Here is a 24,119-nt window from a genome sequence, read left to right as displayed (position 1 = left end):
TCTATCTGTAATTCCGAGTAATTCTGTGGTATTATAAATAAGTTCCATATGATTCTCCTAATGTTGGTTTGGTCACTATTCATTATAGGTCATATGGGGCTTTTTTTGTACCTCAAAAAGCCCTATAATCCCTATTTTGGGTCGTTACCCACTATAGAAATTATAGAGCCTTTTTTTGTGAAAAAAATTTGAAAAATCAGTGGTTTTTATTCTCTGAAAATTTGACAAATGCAGGGAATAGGAGTAGAGTAATGGGGTAACAAAAAATAAAAGGAGAATTCGAAATGAATTTATCAATTTTGGCTCTTGGTTTAGCCGTAATGGGTGTAAGTATTGGTGAAGGATTGCTGGTTTCTAGCTTCCTACGTTCTGCAGCTCGCCAACCGGAACTGTACAACAAGTTGCAAACCAGCATGTTGATGGGGGTTGCCTTTATCGAGGGTACCTTCTTCGTTCTACTTGCGATGGCCTTCATCCTGTAAGCTTGCCCAGTTAGAAAAGAGGTGAGAGACCCGTGGAATCCCATTCACCAACGATTGCAATCGGACCGATTGTCTTTGATCTAACTCTGTTGGCCATGTCTCTCTTAACGGTAGCGTTGGTATTTGGCTTTGTCTATTGGCTCAGTCGGGACTTACAGGTCCGGCCCAACCGTAAGCAAAGCGCCTTAGAGGCATTGATTGAGTTTGTAACCGGAGTTATCCAGAACAACCTCGGTGCTTCCAATGTTCGGACCTACCTCCCCATTTTCTTCAGTCTTTTCTTATTCCTCTTGGTTGCAAACTCCATTGGCTTGGCGACCAAAATTGAAACCCCAGCACCAGAACACTACAATTTATGGACTTCGCCAACAGCCAATTTGGCCTATGATTTGAGCTTGTCTTTCTTAGTGACTGTGTTTATTCAAGTTGAGGGGATTCGCCGTCAAGGATTTAAGAATTACTTCCGGGCCTTTGCCACACCAGTGGCGATGACACCGATGAATATCCTTGAGGAGATTACGAATTTTCTTTCGCTAGCTCTCCGGCTATACGGAAATATCTTTTCCGGTGAAATCATTGTATCGCTTTTGACACAATTGATTGCTACCTATTTGATTGCCTTTCCGTTTGCCTTTGGGTTAAATATGGCATGGACTGCCTTCTCGATTTTTATTTCAGGAATGCAGGCTTTTGTCTTTACCATGTTGTCTTCGAGCTATCTCGGGAAGAAAATTAATGCAGAGGAAGTCTAAGAAAGGAGAAAGAAGTGGAAATTACGTTAGGACAGTTAATTGGGAATTTTATTCTAGTAACTGGCTCTTTTATTGCGGTTCTCCTACTTATTAAAAAATATGTTTGGAACCGTCTTGAAACAGTTCTAGATGAGCGTTCTGAGAAGGTTAGTTCGGATATTGATCGTGCGCAAGCCGCAAAAGATCAAGCGGAAGCTTTGTTGAAAGAACGCCAACAGCAGTTATCCGGGACCAAGGAAGAGGCAGCAGCTATTTTAGCTACTGCCAAAGAAAATGCTGAACATCAAAAAAATCAAGTCTTGGCGGAAACCAAGGCGCAAGTTGAGCGTCTAAAAGAAAATGCAGACCAAGAGATTGAACAAGAAAAAGCAGCAGCTCTAGCAAGTGTTAAGGAAGAGGTCGCGAATCTGACAGTTGACTTGACTTCTAAAATTTTGAGCAAGGAGTTGACTCCAGAAGTTCATTCTGAATTGATTGATCAGTACATCAAACAATTAGGAGAAAGCTAATGGACAAGAAAGAAATGCTACTGGTTGATAGTTATGCAGCTCCCTTTGTTCAATTAGTGATTGAAAAAAACCAGAGCCAGCTGGTGTTTCCGATTATGGATCAAATTTTAGATCTTGTGGACGAGACACAGCTGACTGGTTTTTTAACCAATATTGCAGTTCCTACAAACAAGAAAGTAGAAATTCTTCAGTCGTTTTTACCAACTGGATCTGAACTCGTTGATAATTTGCTCACGGTGTTGATTCAGAACCAACGGGAAGAGTTGTTAGAAGCCATTTTAAAAGAGAGCTTGAACCGACTAGAAGTGGAGACCAACCTATTTGAGGTAATCCTAGAGTCGGTCTATGCTTTATCAGAAGAGCAACTAGCAGCATTACTACCACTTGTTCAGGAAAAAATGAAGATTGGTGTGCGAACAGTAAGGCAAGTGATTGACCAAGACCTCATTGGTGGTTTTGTCATTACAGCCAACCATAAGCGAATTGATGCAAGTATTCGTAACCAATTGCAGACAGTGAAAGAAAAAATGAAATAGAAAGTGGTGTGAGCGTTGGCGATTCAAGCACAAGAAATTAGCGCTTTAATTAAGCAACAGATCGACAATTTTCAACCAGATTTTGATGTGACCGAAACAGGAGTTGTAACCTACATCGGTGACGGAATTGCACGTGCCCATGGTCTAAATCAGGCTATGAGTGGTGAATTGCTCATCTTTGAGAACGGTTCCTATGGAATGGCTCAAAACCTGGAGACCAAAGATGTCGGTATTATTATCCTCGGTGAATTCACCGATATTCGTGAAGGAGACACCGTCCGCCGGACTGGCAAAATCATGGAAGTTCCTGTTGGGGAAGCTTTGATTGGGCGTGTTGTAGATCCTTTGGGCCGTCCGATTGATGGGTTAGGACCAATCGACACGACTGGAACACGGCCGGTCGAAGCACCTGCACCGGGTGTTATGGAACGGAAATCTGTTTCAGAACCCCTACAAACAGGTTTAAAAGCGATTGATGCCTTGGTGCCAATTGGACGTGGACAGCGGGAATTGGTTATCGGGGACCGTCAAACCGGTAAAACAACCATTGCCATTGATGCGATTTTGAACCAAAAAGGTCAAGATATGATCTGTATCTATGTGGCGATTGGGCAGAAAGAATCCACTGTCCGGACCCAGGTTGAAACCTTGCGGAAACACGGAGCATTGGATTATACCATTGTTGTCTCTGCATCGGCTTCACAACCTTCTCCGTTACTATTTTTGGCTCCTTATTCAGGTGTTGCCATGGCAGAGGAATTTATGTACCAGGGTAAACATGTCTTGATTGTTTATGATGATTTATCCAAACAAGCGGTTGCCTATCGGGAACTCTCCCTCTTGCTTCGTCGTCCACCAGGACGTGAGGCCTTCCCTGGAGATGTTTTCTACCTTCATAGCCGCCTTTTGGAGCGGTCTGCTAAGGTTTCGGATGAATTGGGTGGCGGTTCTATCACAGCCTTGCCATTTATTGAAACCCAAGCCGGGGATATTTCTGCCTATATCGCGACCAATGTTATCTCCATTACTGATGGACAGATTTTCTTGGACGATTCACTCTTTAACTCTGGTGTTCGTCCAGCCATTGATGCGGGTTCTTCCGTTTCACGGGTTGGTGGTTCCGCACAGATTAAGGCCATGAAAAAAGTTGCCGGTACCCTTCGGATTGACTTGGCGGCTTATCGTGAACTAGAAGCCTTTACGAAATTTGGGAGTGACTTGGATGCAGCGACCCAGGCTCGTTTGAACCGTGGTCGTCGCACCATTGAGGTTTTGAAACAGCCTGTTCATCAGCCACTTCCAGTTGAAAAGCAGGTTGTCATTCTCTATGCTTTGACTCACGGATTCTTAGATGATATTCCAGTCGATGATGTTCTTCGATTTGAAGCAGAGCTGTATGACTACTTTGATGCCAAACATCCAGAAATTTTTGAAGGAATTCGAATGACCAAAGATCTTCCAAAAGAAGACGTATTGGATGCAGCGATTCAAGAATTTAAGGGACAAGCAAATTTCAATTAAGAAAGAGGTAAGAGATGGCCGTTTCTTTAAATGAAATTAAGAACAAAATTGCATCGACTAAAAATACCAGTCAAATCACCAATGCCATGCAGATGGTATCGGCAGCTAAGCTGGGTAAGTCTGAGCAGGCAGCCAAGGATTTCCAAGTCTATGCCAAACGAGTACGGCAGCTCCTAACAGATCTCCTGGATTCGGAGTTGGTAGCTGGCAGCAGCAACCCGATGTTGCTCAGCCGTCCGGTTAAAAAGACAGGTTATATTGTGATCACCTCTGATCGCGGGTTGGTTGGTGGTTACAATTCCACTGTTTTGAAGGCTGTGATGGATCTGATCAAGGAATACCACGAGGATCCCGATAGTTATGCGATTATCTCCATCGGTGGGATGGGCACAGACTTTTTTAAAGCGCGTGGCATCGAGCCCATCTATGAACTCCGTGGTTTGGCGGACCAGCCAAGTTTTGATGAGGTTCAAAAAATCATCAACAAGGCTGTGGCGATGTATCAAGCTGAACTCTTTGATGAGTTGTACGTGTGCTACAATCATCACGTCAATTCCTTAACCAGTCAAATGCGGGTTGAGCAGATGTTGCCCATTGTTGATTTGGACCCTAATGAAGCCGCAACGGGTTATGCCAAAGAATTTGATTTGGAACCTGGAAAAGAGGCGCTCTTAAATCAACTCTTACCACAATATGCGGAAAGTATGATTTATGGGGCAATTATTGATGCTAAGACGGCTGAAAATGCAGCGGGTATGACAGCCATGCAGACTGCGACGGATAATGCCAAAAAGGTTATTTCTGAATTAACCATTCAGTACAACCGGGCGCGGCAAGCAGCCATTACACAAGAAATTACAGAAATCGTTGCCGGGGCAAGTGCTCTCGAGTAACACTAGAAGAAAAGGAGAAAGACATGAGCACAGGTAAGATTGCTCAGGTAATTGGACCCGTTGTGGACGTAGTCTTTCCAACGGATGCACGATTACCAGAAATTAATAATGCCTTGGTGGTCTACAAGGATGGAGAGCAGGCCGGTAAAATCGTTCTTGAAGTTGCTCTTGAATTGGGGGATGGGGTTGTACGCACCATCGCTATGGAATCAACAGACGGTTTGAAACGTGGTCAAGAAGTGTTGGATACTGGGCGACCAATTTCGGTTCCTGTCGGGAAAGAAACCCTTGGACGGGTTTTCAATGTGCTTGGCGACACCATTGATTTGGATCAACCTCTGGGGGACCAACTCGATCGTCAACCAATCCATAAAAAAGCGCCAAGTTTTGATGAATTGTCAACTTCGACCGAAATCTTGGAAACAGGAATCAAGGTTATCGACCTCTTGGCTCCCTACCTAAAAGGGGGGAAAGTCGGACTCTTTGGGGGTGCCGGAGTTGGGAAGACCGTTTTGATTCAAGAGCTTATCCATAACATTGCCCAAGAGCACGGAGGGATCTCCGTCTTTACGGGGGTTGGTGAGCGGACCCGTGAAGGAAATGACCTTTATTGGGAAATGAAAGAATCAGGTGTTATTGAAAAGACTGCTATGGTCTTTGGACAAATGAATGAGCCACCAGGAGCACGGATGCGGGTTGCTTTGACCGGTTTGACCATTGCGGAATACTTCCGTGATGTTGAAGGCCAAGACGTCTTGCTCTTTATCGACAACATCTTCCGCTTTACCCAAGCGGGTTCGGAAGTGTCTGCCCTCCTTGGTCGGATGCCATCGGCCGTAGGTTACCAACCAACCTTGGCAACAGAGATGGGACAATTGCAAGAACGGATTACCTCAACCAAAAAAGGTTCGGTTACATCGATTCAAGCTATCTATGTCCCAGCGGATGACTATACCGATCCGGCGCCTGCGACAGCCTTTGCTCACTTGGATTCGACTACCAACTTGGAACGGAAATTGGTGCAGCTGGGGATCTATCCAGCCGTTGATCCCTTAGCATCAAGCTCCCGTGCCTTGGCTCCAGAAATTGTCGGTCAAGAACACTATGAAGTCGCGTCTGAGGTTAAACGGGTTCTTCAACGCTACAATGAGTTGCAAGACATTATTGCCATCCTCGGAATGGATGAATTGTCTGATGAAGAAAAAACACTGGTTGCGCGTGCACGGCGCGTTCAATTCTTCCTATCACAAAACTTTAACGTAGCCGAGCAGTTTACAGGCCAACCAGGATCTTATGTGCCAGTTGCGGAAACAGTCCGTGGCTTTAAAGATATCTTGGATGGAAAATATGACCATCTTCCAGAAGATGCCTTCCGCGGTGTCGGATCCATTGAAGATGTCATTGCTAAGGCAGAAAAAATGAACTTTTAGAGGTGATTTATGGGCCAGATGACTGTGCAAATTGTAACTCCCCATGGCATGATTTATCAACACCATGCTCAATTTGTCATGGCTCGCACCACCGAAGGGGAACTGGGAATCCTTCCAGGTCATACCAATCTATTGGCCGTTTTGGCGGTGGATGAACTAAAGGTTCGCCGAGTTGATGATGAAGACCATGTTGATTGGGTTGTTGTGAATGGCGGAGTGATCGAAGTTGCTGACGATACCATCACGATTATTGCCGATTCTGCGGAACGGGCGCGTGATATTGATGTCAGTCGGGCAGAAAGAGCTAAGAAGCGGGCAGAAGTTGCTTTGGAACAAGCCCTTTCAGAACACTCCATTGACCAGGAACAACGGGCACGGATTGCCTTGCAACGTGCGATTAACCGGATCAATGTGGGAAGTAAATAAAGCGAAAAACAAGGTCCGATTATGGCCTTGTTTTTCGCTTTAGCAGGACTATGTTACAATAGAAGTATGAATAATCAATTAGTAGTCGTCGCTAGCCATTTATGTTTTATTTACCTGACGCATCGCCTATTGGGGGAATTGGTAGCCTGGGATAAATGGCTGCGCATAACACCTAAAAATACCCGCAAGGCCCAGATACTCCATCTACTTCTCAGCATTGCTCTCGGTTTTTTAGTTTCCTCCTTTTTCCTCAGTCTGGTTTCACTAAGCCAGAGCCTGCGGACCTTGGTGGAGTAGCTTAGGGAACTGGGTTTAGAGTTGTCAGTGTAAGCCCAAACATTCTCGAATTTCTGCATCATGCATTTTCTACACACAATCGTCATCCTTTGTCTTTTTAGTAAAACAATGACAATTGTTTGAAATGTTGGGGTGGCGAGAATATGGTAGAATGGATTCAAATTTAATGGAAAGGTTCCATTGATTTTCTAACACAGACCGCTTCGATTTCGAGGCGGTTTTTAGTCTATAAAGCCTTATTTTGCAAGGGCTGTTGCTTATCTATTCTTATTTTTAAGGGTTCATGATAAAATAAAAGCAAAATGAATTTTTGGAGGTAATTAACGGTTAAAGGAAACATGATAAAAAATATGATTTGTACTATGATAGCTAAAAAAGATAACAGATAAGGTGAATGTTATCCTTTTAAAACCAAAAGATACGGCAGAACGTATCGGCATCACCGTTCAAACTTTGTAACGCTGGGATAAGGAGGGGATTTTGAAAGCCTATCGAACACCGACTAACCGACGGTATCATACAGAAGAAAAATAGTTAGAATATGTAGGTCTAACTACAAAAAAACAAGCGTAAAAATACTGCATATGTTCGAGTATCTACACACGGACAAAAGCTAGAACTATAAAATCAAATCGATTTTATTCGACATTATGTTAATGCCCGAGGTGTCATCTTTAGAAAAATAAAAGAGACAGTTGAAAGAAGATAGTTCTTTGAAAGGAGGTCTCAATGGTCATCCGAACTCAAAAGGTGCGACTTTATCCTAATCAGACTATGAAGAAGGTTTTAGATGACTTGTGCGATTATCGCAGGTATTGTTGGAATCAAGGGCTGGCTTTGTGGAATGATCTGTATGATGCTTCCTTGATTTTGGAAAATCAAAGGCTCCTTCCTAGCGAACGTAAGGTTCGCAATGAGCTAGTCGCCAACAAGGAAGATTTGCAATATCAACTGTCATCGCGGTGTTTGCAATTAGCCATCTCCGACTTAGGTAAGGCTTGGAAAAACTTTTTCGACCCTTCCCTTCCTGATTGGGGCAAGCCTAGTTTTAAATCTAAAAAGACTTCTAGACAAGGTTTTAAGACGGACAGGGCTAAGATTGTAGGTGGAAAGTTACGGCTAGATAAACCAAGAGGAATCAAGACTTGGTACGACCTGAAATTCAGAGGTGCTAAGGATTTGAGTGGAGATCTAAAAACCGTCTCAATTTACTGTGAAAATGGTAGGTATTGGGCGAGTTTACCTTTTGAGGTAGAAATCGACAAGAAAGACACAACTGGCAAGAATACAGCTGTTGACCTCAATGTCGGACATTTCAACTACACCGAGGGTGAAAGGTCCGTCTTACCTAGTAAACTCAAAACACTCTATGAACGCATTCAGCTTTATCAAAGACAGCTGGCTAGAAAACGTGTTGTAAATGGGAAGGAGGCGACTAAATCCAAGAATTACGCTAAGACGAGAGCCAAGTTACAGCGTGACTATCGGAAGGTTACAGCCATTCAGAACAATATTCTTCATGAATTTACAACAGAACTAGTGACTGACTTTGATAAAATTGTCATCGAAGATTTAAACGTCAAAGCTATGCAGATGTCTCATGTTGCATCCAAGGGCTTGCATCGTTCTATGTTTGGGAGATTTAGGCAAGTTCTAGTCTACAAGGCTGATTGGTATGGTAAGGAGATTATCTTAGCTGATAGACATTATCCAAGCACGCAACGTTGTTCCGCATGCGGTTACATCAAGACAGGTGAGGACAAAATCGCTTTAGCAGGTAATGCAAAACATGGGACCAGGCACCATGAATACATTTGTTATGAGTGTGGATTTGTGGGAGACCGGGATGAAAACGCAGTTGCCAATCTTTTGGCCTTAATTTAAAAGAATCAGGGGTGGGCTACCCCCTTAAGCTATCAGAGTTAGTCACTGTCATTACCCTCTTGCAGGATATGGGAATACTAATGGTGACGGTAGTAAATAAAACTTAGAAAGGAAGTCTATATATTCTTTCTCAAATGTGGTTAAATCCGATAAATGACTACATTTGGTTATGTTTTATATAGCAGCAGTGAAAAATGGATCAAATTGTTATAAAAGGTGGAAATAATCGCCTAACCGGCCGCGTTAAAATTGAGGGAGCCAAGAATGCTGTGTTGCCCTTGCTAGCAGCTACGATTTTGGCCTCTGAAGGGAAAACCATTTTAACCAATGTGCCAATCCTATCCGATGTGTTTACAATGAATCAGGTCATAGCAGGGTTGGATATTGCGGTTGATTTTGACCAGGCTGAGAATCAAGTAGTTGTCGATGCTCAAGGTCCGATTCTCAGTGAAGCCCCTTATGAATATGTCAGTCAGATGCGGGCATCGATTGTGGTGTTAGGCCCCATCTTGGCCCGTAATGGTTTTGCTAAGGTATCGATGCCGGGAGGCTGTACTATTGGGAGTCGCCCGATTGATTTGCACTTGAAGGGCTTGGAAGCTATGGGAGCTGAAATCCATCAAGAAGCGGGTTATATTGAGGCGCGGGCGAAAAAACTAAAAGGCGCGACCATTTACCTGGATTTCCCAAGTGTGGGAGCAACTCAGAATATTCTGATGGCGGCGACCTTGGCAGATGGTGTGACCACAATTGAAAATGCTGCCAGAGAGCCAGAAATTGTCGATTTGGCCTTGCTGTTGAATGCTATGGGGGCAGATGTCCGCGGGGCTGGTACTGAAACCTTGGTGATTCATGGAGTCGAGTCCTTGCATGGAGCAGAACATGCGGTTGTCCAGGATCGGATTGAAGCGGGAACCTTTATGGTTGCGGCGGCCATGACCGGTGGTGATGTTTTGATTGAGGATGCAATCTGGGAACACAATCGTCCACTTTTAGCGAAAATGCAAGAAATGGGTGTTGAAGTTACAGAAGAAGCTGGTGGGATTCGGATTCAATCGGATGCGAGTCGCTTAAAACCTGTGACGGTTAAGACCCAGCCGCATCCTGGCTTTCCGACGGATATGCAGGCGCAGTTTACAGCCTTGATGACGGTTGCAGCAGGGGAATCAACCATGATTGAGACCGTTTTTGAAAATCGTTTTCAACATTTGGAAGAAATGCGTCGGATGAATCTGCATTCGGATATCCTGCGGGATACAGCGATTATTTATGGAGGGCAAACCTTGCAAGGGGCGGAAGTCATGTCAACCGACTTGCGGGCCAGTGCTGCTTTGATTTTAGCGGGTCTGGTCGCAGAAGGAGAAACTCGGGTTGGCAAACTCAGTCATCTGGATCGGGGCTATTATGAATTTGACCGGAAGTTGGCTGCCTTGGGAGCTAATATTCAGCGAGTAGGAGTATCAGATGGAAAGTAATTGGTCTTATTTTCGGAAACAGTGGTTGATGATTTTAGGTTTCCTGTTATTAACCCTCTTCCTATTTTCCTTGGGTTTACTTTTTGGTTACTCTGTCTTGGGAGAAGGAAAACAGCCTCTTGATATTTTGTCGCCAACGACTTGGAAAGAACTAATGGATAAATTGCATTAAGGATGGAAGATGGCTCGAAAAAAACAAAAACAAACGGTCAGCGCCTTGGGTCTTGTCGTGAGCTTGGGGCTAGCCCTGGCCAGTTACTATGTCTCTGATCAAGCGACGGGGCAGCCAGCGACTGTACAGAAAAGTACCCAAAGCTCGCAAGAAGCTCCTAGCCGGGCCTTGGCAGAATCTGTATTAACCGATTCTGTCCGGTCACAAATCAAGGGAGAGCTCACTTGGAATGGAGCGGGTTCCTTTGAAGTGAATGGCAATCAAACAGATTTAAATGCCAAGGTCGCCAGCCAACCCTATGCGACCAATGAGACCAAAGAAGTTGCAGGTGAAGTTGTGCCAACCTTGGCTAATGCCTTATTAGCCAAGTCAACCCGACAGTACAAAAATCGGGAAGAAACGGGCAATGGCTCCACGTCTTGGACCCCAGCAGGCTGGCACCAGTTGCGTCTGGAAGGTCCCTATAATCATGCAGTGGACCGGGGGCACCTGCTAGGCTATGCCTTGGTTGGGGGCTTGAAAGGTTACGATGCCTCAACTAGTAATCCAGCTAACATTGCGGTGCAGACAGCTTGGGCCAACCAGTCCAATTCTGATCAGGGACGGGGGCAAAATTACTACGAAACACAGGTACGCAAGGCCCTAGATAAAAACAAACGGGTCCGTTACCGGGTGGAAGTTATCTACAATAACCAGTGGGACTTGGTTCCTTCGGGTTCTCACCTGGAGGCTAAATCAAGTGATGGCAGTTTGGAATTTAATGTCTTTATTCCCAATGTCCAAGAAGGAATTTCTGTTAATTATCAAACGGGCCAGGTGACAAAAAACTAGAGTGAGCAGCTTCTGTCTGAGCAGGCAAGCTGCTGGAAATTGGCTTGTCAAAGGGCACCATTTTTGATAGACTAATATTTAAAGAGAGTCAAAAATAGTCTAGGAAACAAAGCCGATGATAGGACCCAGACTATTTTCAATCTAGCACCACTACTCAAACTATTTTGAATGCAAACGAGGTAGCGAGAGGCAGGCATCAGGACAGTTTGGCCAGTCTAAGCTAAGAACGTGTATAGAAAAATAGCAAGAGTAGAAGGTTGTAATTGAATACTTGTTCGCAGGACTAGTAAGCAAGGGAAAGCTGTACAGGGAGGGAGACCGTGACTGAGAGTCTGCCCAGGGGAAGCTTGTTGAATTCACCTGCAAAAGAACAAATGAACTAAGGTCCCGAAAGGGATAAAAGACGGATGGTACCGCGTGTCAACGCTCCGATTTTGTGGGCTTGCACGCGCTTTTTTTATGGAGGAAAAATGGAAACAATTGAAGAAAAGCTATCCAAACTGGTATCGGATACCCTAGCCAGTTTGAATGATATCAATAGTGATCTAGACAAGGAATTAGAAGACCTACGGGTCTCGGTTATGGGGAAAAAAGGCTCGCTCACGGAGATCCTTAAAGGAATGAAGGATTTGTCTGCAGAGATGCGGCCAGTAGTTGGTAAACACGTGAATGAAGCACGGGATGTTTTGACCCAAGCCTTTGACCAGGCAGCCAAAGATTTGGAGGCTGACCGTATTGCCAAGCAGTTAGCAGCAGAGAGCATTGATGTAACCTTGCCAGGTCGTCCAGTTAAACGGGGGCAAGCTCATATCCTGACGCAAACTAGTCAGGAAATTGAAGACATTTTCTTGGGCATGGGTTACCAAATTGTGGATGGTTTTGAAGTGGAGTCAGACCATTATAATTTCGAACGTATGAACCTGCCTAAGGATCACCCGGCGCGTGATATGCAGGATACCTTTTATATTACAGAAGAAGTTCTTTTGCGGACCCATACCAGCCCAGTCCAAGCTCGGACTATGGAAAAACATGATTTCAGCCAAGGACCTTTGAAAATGATCTCGCCAGGACGGGTTTACCGTCGGGATACCGATGATGCAACCCACAGCCATCAATTCCATCAAATTGAAGGTTTGGTTGTTGGCCAAGGTATCTCAATGGCTGATTTGAAAGGAACTTTGGAATTGATCCTACAAAAGATGTTTGGTCAAGATCGTAAAATCCGCCTTCGTCCATCTTATTTCCCATTTACGGAGCCCTCGGTCGAAGTGGATGTTTCCTGCTTTAAGTGTGGCGGCCAAGGATGTAATGTCTGCAAGCAGACTGGTTGGATTGAGATTTTAGGAGCTGGTATGGTGCATCCTCAAGTCCTTGAAATGAGTGGTATTGATTCCAGTCAGTATTCCGGTTTTGCCTTCGGTTTGGGTCAAGAACGGATTGCCATGTTGCGGTACGGTATCAATGATATCCGTGGTTTCTATCTCGGCGACCAACGTTTCTCAGAACAATTCAAATAAGGAGTCTCGCGTGTTAGTAAGTTATAAATGGTTAAAAGAATTAGTGGAGTTGGATGCTCCCGTGGCTGAACTGGCCGAAAAAATGTCGACAACAGGGATCGAGGTTGAGGGAGTCACAAGCCCCGCAGACGGTCTGTCAAAAATTGTCGTCGGCCATGTTCTTTCAGAAGAGGCTGTACCGGAGACCCACCTCCATCTCTGCCAGGTGGATGTTGGTGAAGCGGAAGCCCGTCAAATTGTCTGTGGCGCACCAAATATTGCAGCTGGACAAAAGGTTATCGTTGCTCTTCCTGGCGCTCGGATTGCGGATAACTATAAGATTAAAAAAGGGAAGATTCGTGGCATGGAATCCTTAGGGATGATTTGTTCCTTGGGCGAATTAGGGCTGTCAGAGTCCATTATTCCCAAAGAGTATGCAGAAGGGATCCAGGTGCTTCCAGACGAGGCAGTACCAGGCCAAGCAGTTTTCCCTTACCTCGATATGGATGATCAAATCATTGAATTGTCCATTACCCCTAACCGGGCAGATGCTCTATCCATGCGCGGTGTAGCTTATGAAGTCGCAGCTATTTACGACCGGGCTTTGACCTTGAAACCGGTTAGTCTAGAGGAAAGCAGTAAATCGGCTGCTGATTTGTTAGAAGTCGCGATCGAGACAGACAAGGCTTCCACCTATCATGCCCGTGTGTTGGAAAATGTTCAAGTTGGGCCAAGTCCGCAGTGGTTACAAAATCGTTTGATGAATGCGGGTATTCGACCGATTAATAATGTTGTCGACGTGACCAACTTGGTTCTTTTGGAGTATGGTCAGCCCCTACACGCTTTTGACTTGGATACCTTCAAGGATTCAAAAATTGTTGTCCGTGAGGCGCGTGCCGGAGAGAAGCTTCGGACCCTTGATGGTTTAGACCGCGATTTGGAAGTGACTGATTTGGTGATTACAGTTGCGGACGAGCCAGTGGCTCTAGCTGGCGTGATGGGTGGAGAAGACACTGAAATCAGTAGCCAATCCAAACGGGTTGTTCTGGAAGCAGCTGTTTTTGATGGGACTGCCATTCGGAAAACCAGCGGTCGTCTCAACTTGCGGAGTGAGGCATCGGCCCGTTTTGAAAAGGGAATCAATGTTGCGACTGTTGCGGAAGCCTTGGATTATGCTGCGAGTCTCTTGGTGGATCTAGCTGGGGCAGAAGTTTTGGCTGGTCAGGTGCAGGCTGGTGAAGTAGACACAGAGCCAGTAACCGTTGCAACGGATTTGGCTACTGTGAATCGTGTTCTAGGAACAGATTTGGATTATGCTGCAATCGAAGACATCTTCCGCCGACTTGATTTTGGTTTGACAGGTAATGCCGAGGCCTTCCAAGTGTCTGTACCAAAACGTCGTTGGGATATCCAGATTCCGGCTGATTTAAACGAAGAAATCGCACGGATCTATGGCTATGACCGCTTACCATCTTCGCTACCAGGTGGCCAGGGAACTGCTGGTGAACTAACCAAGATGCAGGCTCTGCGTCGGAAGGTCCAAGCGACTATGGAAGGTGCCGGCTTGACTGAGGTGATCACCTACACCTTGACAACTAGCGAAAAAGCTAACTTGTTTAACCAGAATCCGACTCCTTTGATTGAACTGATGTGGCCCATGAGTGTGGAACGTAGCGTGCTGCGTCAAAGCATGGTCTCTGGACTTTTGGAAACCCTCCAATACAACCAGGCACGCCGTCAATCCAATCTAGCCTTCTATGAGATTGGCAAAATTTTCAAACAGGTTGAAGGAAGTCAGCTGCCTCAGGAAGATACGGTTCTGGCTTTGGCTTTGACTGGCTCCTTACTTGAAAAAGATTTCCAAACCCAGGCTCAACCGGTCGATTTCTTTACCCTCAAGGGAATGTTGGAAGTGCTCTTTGATCGTTTAGGTTTGGAAGTTAGCTATGTAGCCGTTGCGGATCTGCCAGGTAGCCATCCAGGTCGGACTGCGATGTTACAAGTAGGAGATCAGACGCTTGGCTTTATTGGTCAAGTTCATCCTGCCCTAGCCAAGGACTATGATTTGAAGGAAGTTTATGTAGCTGAGGTCAACCTGTCGCTCCTTGAAGGACTCTTGCCTGAACAGGCTGTTTTCCAGGAGATCAGTAAATTCCCAGCCGTATCACGGGATATCGCCCTTTTGGTTTCAGAGGATATCCAACAGCAAGCTATTCTCGATGTTCTTTCTTCTTTAAAACTAAAACACTTGCAAGCAATTCGCCTCTTCGATGTTTATCAAGGTTTGCCTTTGAGTGACAATCAGAAATCCATGGCTTACAACCTCACCTTCCAAAATGCGGCTGCAACCTTGGAAGATGAAGAAATTGTCCGTTACATGGAGAAAATTCAAAAGGCCTTAGAGTCTGAGCTTGGGGCTGAAATTCGTTAATCGAAAAAAATGGTTTATTCGGTGGTTTTTTTGGGCAATTTTAATGGAACCTTTCCTGCTTTATGGTATAGTGGGAAAGGGGGCAAATGGCTTGAAAACCACCCCTAATATAATTAAAGGAAATACTTATGAGCTTTGGTAAAAAACTACTGAGCGTCTCTATCTTAGGGATGACAGCTCTGTCTTTATCAGCCTGTGCTGCATGGATTGATAAGGGCGAATCCATTACCGCTGTAGGATCGACAGCCTTGCAACCATTGGTCGAGGCTGCATCCGATGAATTCTCTGCTCAACACCTCGGCAAAACAATCAATGTCCAAGGTGGTGGTTCAGGAACAGGGCTATCCCAAGTTCAATCCGGTGCCGTCCAAATCGGCAATAGTGATGTATTTGCGGAAGAAAAAGATGGGATCAAGGCTGATCAACTAACCGACCACCAAGTGGCGGTAGCTGGCCTAGCCGTGATTGCCAACAAGGAAGTCAGCCTTGACAATTTAACCCTGGAGCAATTGCGGGATATCTTTTCTGGTAAGATTTCAAACTGGAAAGAGGTGGGAGGTCCAGACCTGGAGGTCACCATCATCAACCGTGCAGTTGGTTCTGGTTCCCGGTCAACCTTTGATAAGGTGGTTATGGACGGCGTGAGTGCGAAAAAGAGCCAGGAGCAGGACTCCAACGGAATGGTGAAATCCATTGTGTCGCAAACTCCAGGAGCTATTTCCTATCTCGCTTTCTCCTATGTGGATGATTCGGTCAAAAAGATCAACTTGGATGGTGCAGCTCCGACTGCTGAAAATGTAGCGACCAATAAATGGCCAATTTGGTCTTATGAGCACATGTACACCAAAAAAGACAAGGATGATCTAACCCAGGAGTTTTTGGAATATATGGTTTCAGAAGAAGTCCAAAAAGGGATTGTCCGCAACATGGGATACATTCCAATCAACGAAATGGAAGTTGAAAAAGATGCGGATGGTAGGGTAACTGTCAAGAGCCAAAGTCAAGATAATGAGGGAGAAGACAAGTGAAACAATCCGAATTAGAAAAAAAGCTACTGTCCCCTTCTAAAAACTCTAAGTTAGAGAAGTTTGGTAAAACCATCACCTTTATGTGTTTGTCGCTGATTGTGTTGGTAGTAGCCATGATTTTGATTTTCGTGGCCCAAAAAGGTTTGTCAACCTTCTTTGTGGATGGGATTAATCCGATTTCTTTCTTAACAGGAACAGAATGGCAGCCAAGTGTCAAAGATGCCAATGGGCAACCTTATATGGGAGCCCTACCGATGATTACCGGTTCCTTTATCGTAACAATCCTATCAGCTCTTCTGGCAACGCCTTTTGCAATTGGAGCAGCCATCTTTATGACTGAAATCTCTCCTAAATACGGGGCTAAGATTCTCCAACCAGCCATTGAATTGTTGGTCGGAATTCCCTCTGTTGTTTATGGATTTATTGGTTTGCAGGTCGTTGTTCCCTTTGTCCGTGGTCTAGCGGGTGGAACAGGTTTCGGGATCCTATCCGGGGTGTTCGTTCTTTTCGTAATGATCTTGCCAACGGTTACCTTTATGACCGTGGATAGCTTGAAGGCTGTTCCACGTCATTACAAGGAAGCTAGTCTAGCTATGGGGGCAACCCGTTGGCAAACCATCTGGCGTGTGGTTTTGAATGCAGCGCGTCCAGGTATCTTCACGGCCATTGTCTTTGGCATGGCCCGGGCTTTCGGGGAAGCTTTGGCGATTCAGATGGTTGTCGGAAACTCTGCCGTAATGCCGACATCCTTGACAACACCGGCTTCCACCTTGACCTCTGTTTTGACTATGGGAATCGGAAATACCATTATGGGAACGGTTCAAAATAATGTCCTCTGGTCTCTAGCGCTCGTCTTGCTCATGATGAGCTTGGCCTTTAACTCCGTGATTAAATTGATTACAAGGGAAGGAAAGAGAAACTATGAACGCTAAAAAAATGAACAAGGTGGCGACCATTGTTCTCTATACCATTGCAGGGATTATCGTCACCATTCTGACCTCCCTTCTCTTGTTTATCTTGGTTCGTGGTTTGCCACATGTCAACTGGCATTTCCTAACAGCACGGTCTTCTTCTTACCAAGCTGGAGGAGGAATTGGGATCCAACTCTTTAACTCCTTCTTCCTGCTGGTGATTACCTTGCTTATCTCGCTGCCACTTTCGACAGGAGCAGGGATTTACCTATCTGAGTATGCCAAGAAAGGGCCAGTGACCAACTTTATTCGGACCTGTATTGAGATCCTGTCTTCTTTACCATCCGTGGTTGTGGGTCTCTTTGGTTACTTGATCTTTGTTATTCAGTTCCAATATGGCTTCTCGATCATTTCTGGTGCCTTGGCCTTGACGGTCTTTAACTTGCCGATGATGACTCGAAATGTTGAGGACAGTCTGCGGACGGTTCACCATACGCAGCGGGAGGCAGGTTTGGCTCTTGGTCTATCTCGTTGGGAGACCGTGGTCCATGTGGTAATCCCTGAGGCTCTCCCAGGAATTGTAACCGGAATTGTCTTGGCATCTGGTCGGATTTTCGGGGAAGCGGCAGCACTGATTTATACCGCCGGGCAATCAGCACCAGCGCTTGATTGGTCAAACTGGAACATTTTAGATGTTACCAGCCCGATTTCGATTTTCCGCCAAGCGGAAACCTTGGCTGTACATATTTGGAAGGTTAACAGTGAGGGAACAATTCCGGATGCCATGCAGGTTTCGGCAGGAAGTGCCGCTGTGCTTCTGGTCTTTATCTTGATTTTTAACCTAGGTGCGCGTTATCTTGGTAAAAAATTGCATCAGAAGATGACATCTGCATCCTAAGGAGGTTTAAGGAAAAATGACAACATACAATTGGGATGAAAAACATATCATTCGCTTCCCAGAAAAAAACGTTGCCCTTGAGACCAAGGACCTTCATGTCTACTATGGTCAGAATGAGTCCATCAAGGGAATTGATATGCAGTTTGAGAAAAACAAAATCACTGCCTTGATTGGTCCGTCTGGATCAGGGAAGTCGACCTACTTGCGTAGCTTGAATCGGATGAATGATACCATTGATATTGCGCGTGTTACGGGCGAGATTCTTTATGAGGGAGTGGACGTAAACCGTCCAGACATCAATGTCTATGAAATGCGTAAGCACATTGGCATGGTGTTCCAACGTCCAAACCCCTTCGCCAAATCGATTTACCGGAACATTACCTTTGCTCATGAACGGGCTGGGGTCAAGGATAAAAAGGTCTTGGATGAAATTGTCGAGACCTCCCTCAAGCAAGCGGCTCTTTGGGATCAAGTTAAAGATGATTTGCATAAATCAGCCTTTACCTTGTCTGGTGGACAACAACAGCGGCTCTGTATTGCACGCGCAATCTCTGTAAAACCAGATATTCTCTTGATGGATGAGCCAGCCTCTGCCTTGGACCCAATTGCAACCATGCAGTTGGAAGAAACAATGTTGGAGTTGAAGAAGAACTACACCATTATCATCGTAACCCACAACATGCAACAAGCAGCTCGGGCGAGCGATTATACAGCCTTCTTCTATCTGGGTGATTTAATCGAGTATGATGAAACAATCAAAATCTTCCAAAATGCCCAGCTACAATCCACCAGCGATTATGTATCAGGACGTTTTGGTTAGGAGGAAGTCATGACAGAACCTATTTTAAGTGTGAAGGACTTATCCGTTTATTATGGAAAAAAGAAAGCCCTCAACAGTGTTTCATTGGACTTTTATCCTAAGGAAATTACTGCCCTCATTGGACCGTCGGGATCTGGGAAATCAACCTTGCTACGGTCGATTAACCGCATGAACGATTTGAATCCTGAAGCCAGCCTGACAGGCTCGATTGTCTACGATGGACACGAGGTCTACAGCCCACGCCGGGATACAGTTGAGTTGCGTAAGGAAATCGGGATGGTTTTCCAGCAACCCAATCCCTTCCCAATGACCATTTATGAAAATGTGGTCTATGGCCTCCGGATCAAGGGGATTAAGGACAAGCAAGTACTGGATGAGGCCGTAGAGACCTCTCTCAAGGGAGCTTCCATCTGGGAAGAAGTCAAGGACCGCTTGCACGATTCCGCCCTCGGCTTGTCCGGTGGACAACAACAGCGGGTCTGTGTCGCACGGGTATTGGCAACCAGTCCTAAGATTATCTTGCTCGACGAGCCAACCTCAGCCCTAGATCCGATTTCTTCCGGTAAAATTGAAGATACCCTCTATGGCTTGAAGGATCAATACACTTTGCTGTTGGTAACCCGTTCCATGCAACAGGCTTCGCGGATTTCGGATCGCACAGCCTTCTTCTTGGACGGCAACTGCTTGGAGTACAGTTCGACCAAGGATATGTTCTTGAATCCTCAAAACAAGGAAACAGAAGACTACATTACAGGTAAATTTGGATAGGAGTTCATATGTTACGTGCACAGTTTGAAAAAGAATTAGAAAAACTACACAATCAGTTTTATGCGATGGGAACCGAAGTTCTATCTCAGATTAACCGCACCGTTCGTGCCTTTGTCACCCATGACCGTGAATTAGCACGTGCTGTTATTGAAGAAGATGCTGATGTCAATAAATACGAAGTCAAGTTGGAAGAAAAATCACTTGAGATTATTGCCCTCCAACAACCGGTTTCACACGATTTACGGACAGTTATCACCATCCTCAAAGCTTCAAGTGATATTGAACGGATGGGAGACCATGCGGTATCGATTGCCCAAGCAACCATTCGAATGAAGGGTGAAGTTCGGATTGAGTCTGTGGAACAAGAAATCAACAAAATGGGTAAAAAGGTTAAAGAATTTGTGGAAGCAACTCTTGATCTCTACCTCAAAGGAGATGTTGATTCAGCTTATCAAGTTGCAGCTATGGACGAAGAAATCAATAATTACTTCACAAAAATCCAAGACTTGGCAACTGAGGAAATTAAAAACAATCCGGAAGCCATCGTGGCAGGTCGGGACTATTTCCAAGTGATTAGCTACCTAGAACGGATTGGTGATTATGCTAAAAACGTTTGTGAGTGGGTTATTTATCTGGAAACAGGTGAAATTGTTGAATTATAAAAGAAAGAGCTGGGAGTGATCTCCTAGCTTTTTCTGTTGCAAAAATAGGGAGCAGTGGTACAATTTTAGTATGAGTAATGCATTAATTGAGAATAAACTAGCCCTTTTGCCCAACAGTCCGGGTTGTTACCTACACAAGAATCAACAAGGGACCATCATTTATGTCGGCAAGGCGAAAAATCTACGGAATCGGGTTCGGTCTTATTTCAGGGGTAGCCATGATACCAAGACAGAAGCCTTGATTTCTGAGATTGCTGACTTTGAATTTATTGTCACCGAATCCAATATTGAAGCCCTCCTCCTTGAAATCAACCTCATTAAGGAGAATAAACCCAAATACAACATCATGCTCAAGGATGATAAGTCCTATCCCTTTATTAAAATTACAAATGACTATTATCCACGCCTGATTACAACAAGGCAGGTTAAAAAGGATGGTGCCTTGTATTTTGGTCCTTATCCAGATGTGGGGGCAGCCAATGAAATCAAGAAACTACTGGATCGGATTTTCCCCTTTAAAAAGTGTAGCAACCCAGCTAACAAGGTGTGCTTTTATTATCACCTGCACCAGTGTGATGCCCACACAGTAACGGGTTATGACCACCAGCATTTTATGGACATGGCCGAGGAAGTATCCAACTTCTTGAAAGGGCAGGATGATAAAATTCTGGATGAGTTGAAAGTGAAGATGGAAACGGCAGCTCAGGATTTGGAATTCGAGCGTGCGGCTGAGTACCGGGATCTCTTACAGGCCATTGCCACCTTGCGGACCAAACAGCGGGTCATGGCCAAGGATTTACAAAACCGGGATGTCTTTGGCTATGCCGTTCACCAGGGCTGGATGTGTGTTCAAGTCTTTTTCGTCCGGCAGGGAAAGCTTATTGAAAGAGACGTGAGCCTTTTTCCTTATTACAATGACGCAGAGGACGACTTCTTGACTTACCTGGGGCAATTTTACCAAGAAGCCAATCACCTGATTCCAAATGAAATTCTCCTGCCGCAAGATGTGGATCTCGAGTCCGCTCAGGCCTTGGTGGCTACAAAAATTCGCCAACCTCAAAGAGGGGAAAAGAAGCAGTTGGTGAATTTGGCCAATAAAAATGCCCAGGTCTCGCTGCAACAAAAATTTGACCTGTTGGAAAAGAATTTCGAAAAAACCCAGGGGGCTGTCGAGAATCTCGGGACGGTTCTAGGGATTTCCACTCCCTATCGAATTGAGGCCTTTGATAACTCGAACATCATGGGAACCAGTCCAGTTTCGGCCATGGTCGTTTTTGTCAACGGAGTGGCCAGCAAAAAAGAGTATCGCAAATATAAGATTAAAACAGTAGTTGGACCCGATGATTATGCCAGTATGCGGGAGGTGCTCCGCCGACGTTATAGTCGTGTGATCCGGGAGAATCTACCTAAGCCAGATTTGATTATCATGGATGGGGGGCAGGGTCAAGTTTCGGTTGCCAAGGAAGTTGTCCATGGTGAACTGGGCTTAAGTATCCCAATTGCCGGTCTCAAGAAAAATGACCGCCACCAAACCCAGGAGCTCCTGTTTGGAGATCCGCTTGAGGTTGTGGAGCTGGGGCGGCAATCACAGGAGTTCTTTCTCTTGCACCGAATTCAAGATGAAGTTCACCGTTTTGCCATCAGTTTTCACCGCCAGGTACGCAGTAAAAACTCCTTCTCTTCCAAGCTGGATGGGATTGAAGGGCTCGGGCCTAAACGGAAGCAAGCCTTACTGAAGCAGTTTAAAAGCATTCCGAAAATTCAAGCCGCAAGTTTAGAGGAGATTCAGGCTTTAGGGATTCCCCAGGCAGTTGCGCAACGAGTCAAGGATAAATTACTGGAGCAGGATGAGGCCAAAGAGGAGTTGAAGAAGGATTCGAATAACCAAAGGAATAGCCCATAGTTGCTGAAGAAGTGGTAGAATAGAGAACAAAGGAGAAAAGTGTATGGTTACAGTAGATTTTAAAAAAGAAGTTGCATTGCGCAAAGATGACCTCCTAAAGGACTTGTTTAGTCTTTTGGAAATCAATTCCGAACGCAGAGATGATCTGGCTGATGCGGAGCATCCCTTTGGACCGGGTCCCGTTGCAGCCCTCAAGCATTTCCTATCCCTAGCTGAACGGGATGGTTATCCAACCTTGAACGTGGATAATTATGCAGGTCATTTTGAATATGGGGAAGGCGAAGAAGTCCTAGGGATTTTTGCCCATATGGACGTTGTTCCTGCCGGAAGTGGTTGGGAGACAGATCCTTATAAACCAGTCATTAAAGATGGCCGGCTTTACGCTCGAGGATCTAGTGATGATAAAGGGCCAACCATGGCTTGTTACTATGGTTTGAAAATTATTAAGGAATTGGGACTGCCAACCTCTAAAAAAGTTCGCTTTGTAGTGGGGACAGATGAGGAATCTGGCTGGGCCGATATGGATTACTACTTCGAACATGTTGGACTTCCAGAGCCAGATTTTGGTTTCTCACCGGATGCTGAATTTCCAATTATCAATGGTGAAAAAGGAAATATTACGGCTTACCTCCATTACGATGGTTTGCAGGAAGAAGGACTGCAACTCCTATCCTTTACCGGGGGACTGCGTGAAAATATGGTACCAGAAGCTGCCAAGGCTGTGATTGCAGCTGCGCCTGCCTCTATGGTGGCAGACTTTGAGGCCTACTTGCAAGAAGTTGGTTTACAAGGTCAGGCTCAAGAAGTGGCAGCCGGTTTAGAGCTCGAACTTATCGGGAAATCAGCTCACGGGGCTTCTCCACACTTGGGAATCAATGGAGCAACCTATCTCGCAGCCTTTTTGGCCAACTATGCCTTTACGGGTGCGGCTAAAGCCTATCTCGACTTGGCCGGACGGATTCTCAAAGACGATCATGATGCGCGTGCCCTTGGCTTGGCCTTTGTGGACGAACGCATGGGAGCTCTTTCCATGAATGCGGGTGTCTTCCATTTTGAAAAAGATTCTGACCAAAGTCAGATTGCCTTGAACTTCCGTTATCCTCAAGGACTCACACCTGAGGAAATAAAAGCCAAATTAGCTCAGGTTTCTGGGGTTCAAGTCAGCCTATCTGAACATGGCCATACGCCACACTATGTGCCAGCGGAAGATCCACTGGTTCAAATCCTGCTAGCTGTTTATGAAAAACATACCGGTTTTAAAGGACAGGAAAAAGTCATCGGTGGTGGAACCTTTGGCCGTCTCTTGAAACGAGGGGTTGCCTATGGTGCCATGTTCCCAGGTTACATTGATACCATGCACCAGGCTAATGAGTTTATCGAAGTCGAAGACCTTTTCCGAGCTGCAGCGATTTATGCCGAAGCCATTTATGAGTTGATTCGTTAACCAATCGCATCAGACAAATAAAAGCCAGTCCGTGTGGACTGGCTTTTACTGTTGTCGATAAAGGTGGTAGGCAAATTCGACGACCTTCTTTTTGTTTTTCTTGGATAGTTTGTAAGCGTCCAATAACGAGGTATCTATCTTGAATCCCTATTATCCGATATACTAATAAAAAGATAAAAAATCGGAGGAAACAGATGCCAATCAATTTACTAGACCTAGGCCTTGTTCATCTAGTCTGTGGGAAAACAGATATGAGACAAGGAATTGACTCACTTGCTTACCTGATTAAAACTCAATTCCAACTAGATCCATTTTCAGGCCAAGTCTTCCTCTTTTGTGGAAGCCAAAAAGATCGCTTTAAAGCTCTTTATTGGGATGGTCAAGGATTCTGGCTTCTCTATAAACGGTTTGAAAATGGTAAGTTAACTTGGCCTGATGGAGAAAAGAAAATTCTCACTTTGACATCTGAACAAGTAGACTGGCTCATGAAAGGTTTTTCAACTACTCCAAAAATAAATCCCACAAAAAGTCGTGATTTCTATTGAAATCA

Annotated in this window: 24 protein-coding genes and 1 pseudogene; all 25 read left to right on the top strand. The window is 45.1% G+C overall.

Annotated elements, in window-relative coordinates:
• Nucleotides 1-284 precede the first annotated feature (284 nt).
• The 25 genes and pseudogenes from HZY94_RS02595 (at nt 285) to tnpB (ending at nt 24,114) form a co-directional block, all read left to right on the top strand.
• Nucleotides 285-482 (top strand): F0F1 ATP synthase subunit C, encoded by a 198-nt coding sequence (locus tag HZY94_RS02595; RefSeq protein WP_179924903.1) that lies wholly within the window; start codon nt 285-287, stop codon nt 480-482.
• 32 nt (nt 483-514) lie between these two features.
• On the top strand, nt 515-1,234 hold the full coding sequence (gene atpB, locus HZY94_RS02590; protein ID WP_179924902.1) for a F0F1 ATP synthase subunit A: 720 nt from the start codon (nt 515-517) through the stop codon (nt 1,232-1,234).
• A 14-nt stretch (nt 1,235-1,248) separates the two neighbouring features.
• A complete protein-coding gene (gene atpF, locus HZY94_RS02585) occupies nt 1,249-1,743 on the top strand; it encodes a F0F1 ATP synthase subunit B (protein WP_179924901.1) in 495 nt (164 codons plus the stop codon).
• Entirely contained in the window at nt 1,743-2,279 is a 537-nt protein-coding gene (locus tag HZY94_RS02580; protein WP_179924900.1) for a F0F1 ATP synthase subunit delta, read from the top strand. The genes atpF and HZY94_RS02580 overlap by 1 nt, the downstream gene beginning before the upstream one ends.
• 15 nt (nt 2,280-2,294) lie before the next feature.
• Entirely contained in the window at nt 2,295-3,800 is a 1,506-nt protein-coding gene (gene atpA, locus HZY94_RS02575) for a F0F1 ATP synthase subunit alpha (protein ID WP_179924899.1), read from the top strand.
• A gap of 14 nt (nt 3,801-3,814) precedes the next feature.
• On the top strand, nt 3,815-4,693 hold the full coding sequence (locus HZY94_RS02570; protein ID WP_179924898.1) for a F0F1 ATP synthase subunit gamma: 879 nt from the start codon (nt 3,815-3,817) through the stop codon (nt 4,691-4,693).
• A 23-nt stretch (nt 4,694-4,716) separates the two neighbouring features.
• Nucleotides 4,717-6,123 (top strand): F0F1 ATP synthase subunit beta, encoded by a 1,407-nt coding sequence (gene atpD / locus HZY94_RS02565; protein ID WP_179924897.1) that lies wholly within the window; start codon nt 4,717-4,719, stop codon nt 6,121-6,123.
• 9 nt (nt 6,124-6,132) lie between these two features.
• Nucleotides 6,133-6,549 (top strand): F0F1 ATP synthase subunit epsilon, encoded by a 417-nt coding sequence (locus HZY94_RS02560; RefSeq protein WP_179924896.1) that lies wholly within the window; start codon nt 6,133-6,135, stop codon nt 6,547-6,549.
• A 66-nt stretch (nt 6,550-6,615) separates the two neighbouring features.
• Nucleotides 6,616-6,846 carry a DUF1146 family protein gene (locus HZY94_RS02555; RefSeq protein WP_179924895.1) on the top strand — a complete coding sequence of 77 codons (231 nt, stop codon included), beginning with the start codon at nt 6,616-6,618 and terminating at the stop codon, nt 6,844-6,846.
• Between the two features lie 399 nt (nt 6,847-7,245).
• A pseudogene (locus HZY94_RS10800) lies at nt 7,246-7,468 on the top strand (MerR family DNA-binding transcriptional regulator); the annotation flags it as partial.
• Between the two features lie 107 nt (nt 7,469-7,575).
• A complete protein-coding gene (locus HZY94_RS02550) occupies nt 7,576-8,730 on the top strand; it encodes an RNA-guided endonuclease InsQ/TnpB family protein (RefSeq protein WP_179924894.1) in 1,155 nt (384 codons plus the stop codon).
• A 194-nt stretch (nt 8,731-8,924) separates the two neighbouring features.
• Complete coding sequence (gene murA / locus HZY94_RS02545) at nt 8,925-10,205, top strand: UDP-N-acetylglucosamine 1-carboxyvinyltransferase (RefSeq protein WP_179924893.1); 1,281 nt, start codon at nt 8,925-8,927, stop codon at nt 10,203-10,205.
• Entirely contained in the window at nt 10,195-10,377 is a 183-nt protein-coding gene (locus tag HZY94_RS02540) for a DNA-directed RNA polymerase subunit beta (RefSeq protein WP_179924892.1), read from the top strand. The genes murA and HZY94_RS02540 overlap by 11 nt, the downstream gene beginning before the upstream one ends.
• A gap of 9 nt (nt 10,378-10,386) precedes the next feature.
• Complete coding sequence (locus HZY94_RS02535) at nt 10,387-11,208, top strand: DNA/RNA non-specific endonuclease (RefSeq protein WP_179924891.1); 822 nt, start codon at nt 10,387-10,389, stop codon at nt 11,206-11,208.
• Between the two features lie 470 nt (nt 11,209-11,678).
• The gene (gene pheS / locus HZY94_RS02530; protein WP_160332705.1) at nt 11,679-12,725 is read left to right on the top strand and encodes a phenylalanine--tRNA ligase subunit alpha; all 1,047 of its coding nucleotides are present in this window, start codon (nt 11,679-11,681) and stop codon (nt 12,723-12,725) included.
• Between the two features lie 10 nt (nt 12,726-12,735).
• A complete protein-coding gene (gene pheT, locus HZY94_RS02525; protein ID WP_179924890.1) occupies nt 12,736-15,135 on the top strand; it encodes a phenylalanine--tRNA ligase subunit beta in 2,400 nt (799 codons plus the stop codon).
• 128 nt (nt 15,136-15,263) lie between these two features.
• The gene (locus HZY94_RS02520) at nt 15,264-16,163 is read left to right on the top strand and encodes a phosphate ABC transporter substrate-binding protein PstS family protein (RefSeq protein ID WP_179924889.1); all 900 of its coding nucleotides are present in this window, start codon (nt 15,264-15,266) and stop codon (nt 16,161-16,163) included.
• The gene (pstC, locus tag HZY94_RS02515; protein WP_179924888.1) at nt 16,160-17,095 is read left to right on the top strand and encodes a phosphate ABC transporter permease subunit PstC; all 936 of its coding nucleotides are present in this window, start codon (nt 16,160-16,162) and stop codon (nt 17,093-17,095) included. Before HZY94_RS02520 ends, pstC begins: the two co-directional genes overlap by 4 nt.
• Nucleotides 17,085-17,972 (top strand): phosphate ABC transporter permease PstA, encoded by an 888-nt coding sequence (gene pstA / locus HZY94_RS02510; RefSeq protein WP_160332709.1) that lies wholly within the window; start codon nt 17,085-17,087, stop codon nt 17,970-17,972. The genes pstC and pstA overlap by 11 nt, the downstream gene beginning before the upstream one ends.
• 16 nt (nt 17,973-17,988) lie before the next feature.
• On the top strand, nt 17,989-18,792 hold the full coding sequence (pstB, locus tag HZY94_RS02505; protein ID WP_179924887.1) for a phosphate ABC transporter ATP-binding protein PstB: 804 nt from the start codon (nt 17,989-17,991) through the stop codon (nt 18,790-18,792).
• Between the two features lie 9 nt (nt 18,793-18,801).
• Nucleotides 18,802-19,560 (top strand): phosphate ABC transporter ATP-binding protein PstB, encoded by a 759-nt coding sequence (gene pstB, locus HZY94_RS02500; protein WP_160332711.1) that lies wholly within the window; start codon nt 18,802-18,804, stop codon nt 19,558-19,560.
• A gap of 8 nt (nt 19,561-19,568) precedes the next feature.
• Complete coding sequence (gene phoU / locus HZY94_RS02495) at nt 19,569-20,222, top strand: phosphate signaling complex protein PhoU (protein ID WP_160332712.1); 654 nt, start codon at nt 19,569-19,571, stop codon at nt 20,220-20,222.
• Nucleotides 20,223-20,292: 70 nt separating this feature from the next.
• Complete coding sequence (gene uvrC, locus HZY94_RS02490) at nt 20,293-22,125, top strand: excinuclease ABC subunit UvrC (protein ID WP_179924886.1); 1,833 nt, start codon at nt 20,293-20,295, stop codon at nt 22,123-22,125.
• Nucleotides 22,126-22,168: 43 nt separating this feature from the next.
• Nucleotides 22,169-23,569 carry a dipeptidase PepV gene (gene pepV, locus HZY94_RS02485; RefSeq protein ID WP_179924885.1) on the top strand — a complete coding sequence of 467 codons (1,401 nt, stop codon included), beginning with the start codon at nt 22,169-22,171 and terminating at the stop codon, nt 23,567-23,569.
• A gap of 194 nt (nt 23,570-23,763) precedes the next feature.
• Complete coding sequence (gene tnpB / locus HZY94_RS02480; protein WP_179924505.1) at nt 23,764-24,114, top strand: IS66 family insertion sequence element accessory protein TnpB; 351 nt, start codon at nt 23,764-23,766, stop codon at nt 24,112-24,114.
• The last annotated feature ends 5 nt before the right edge of the window (nt 24,115-24,119 follow it).

Source organism: Streptococcus danieliae (genome assembly GCF_013415245.1).
In the GTDB taxonomy this organism is placed as follows: Bacteria; Bacillota; Bacilli; order Lactobacillales; family Streptococcaceae; genus Streptococcus; species Streptococcus danieliae_A.
This window is presented reverse-complemented; position numbering and strand designations above follow the sequence as displayed.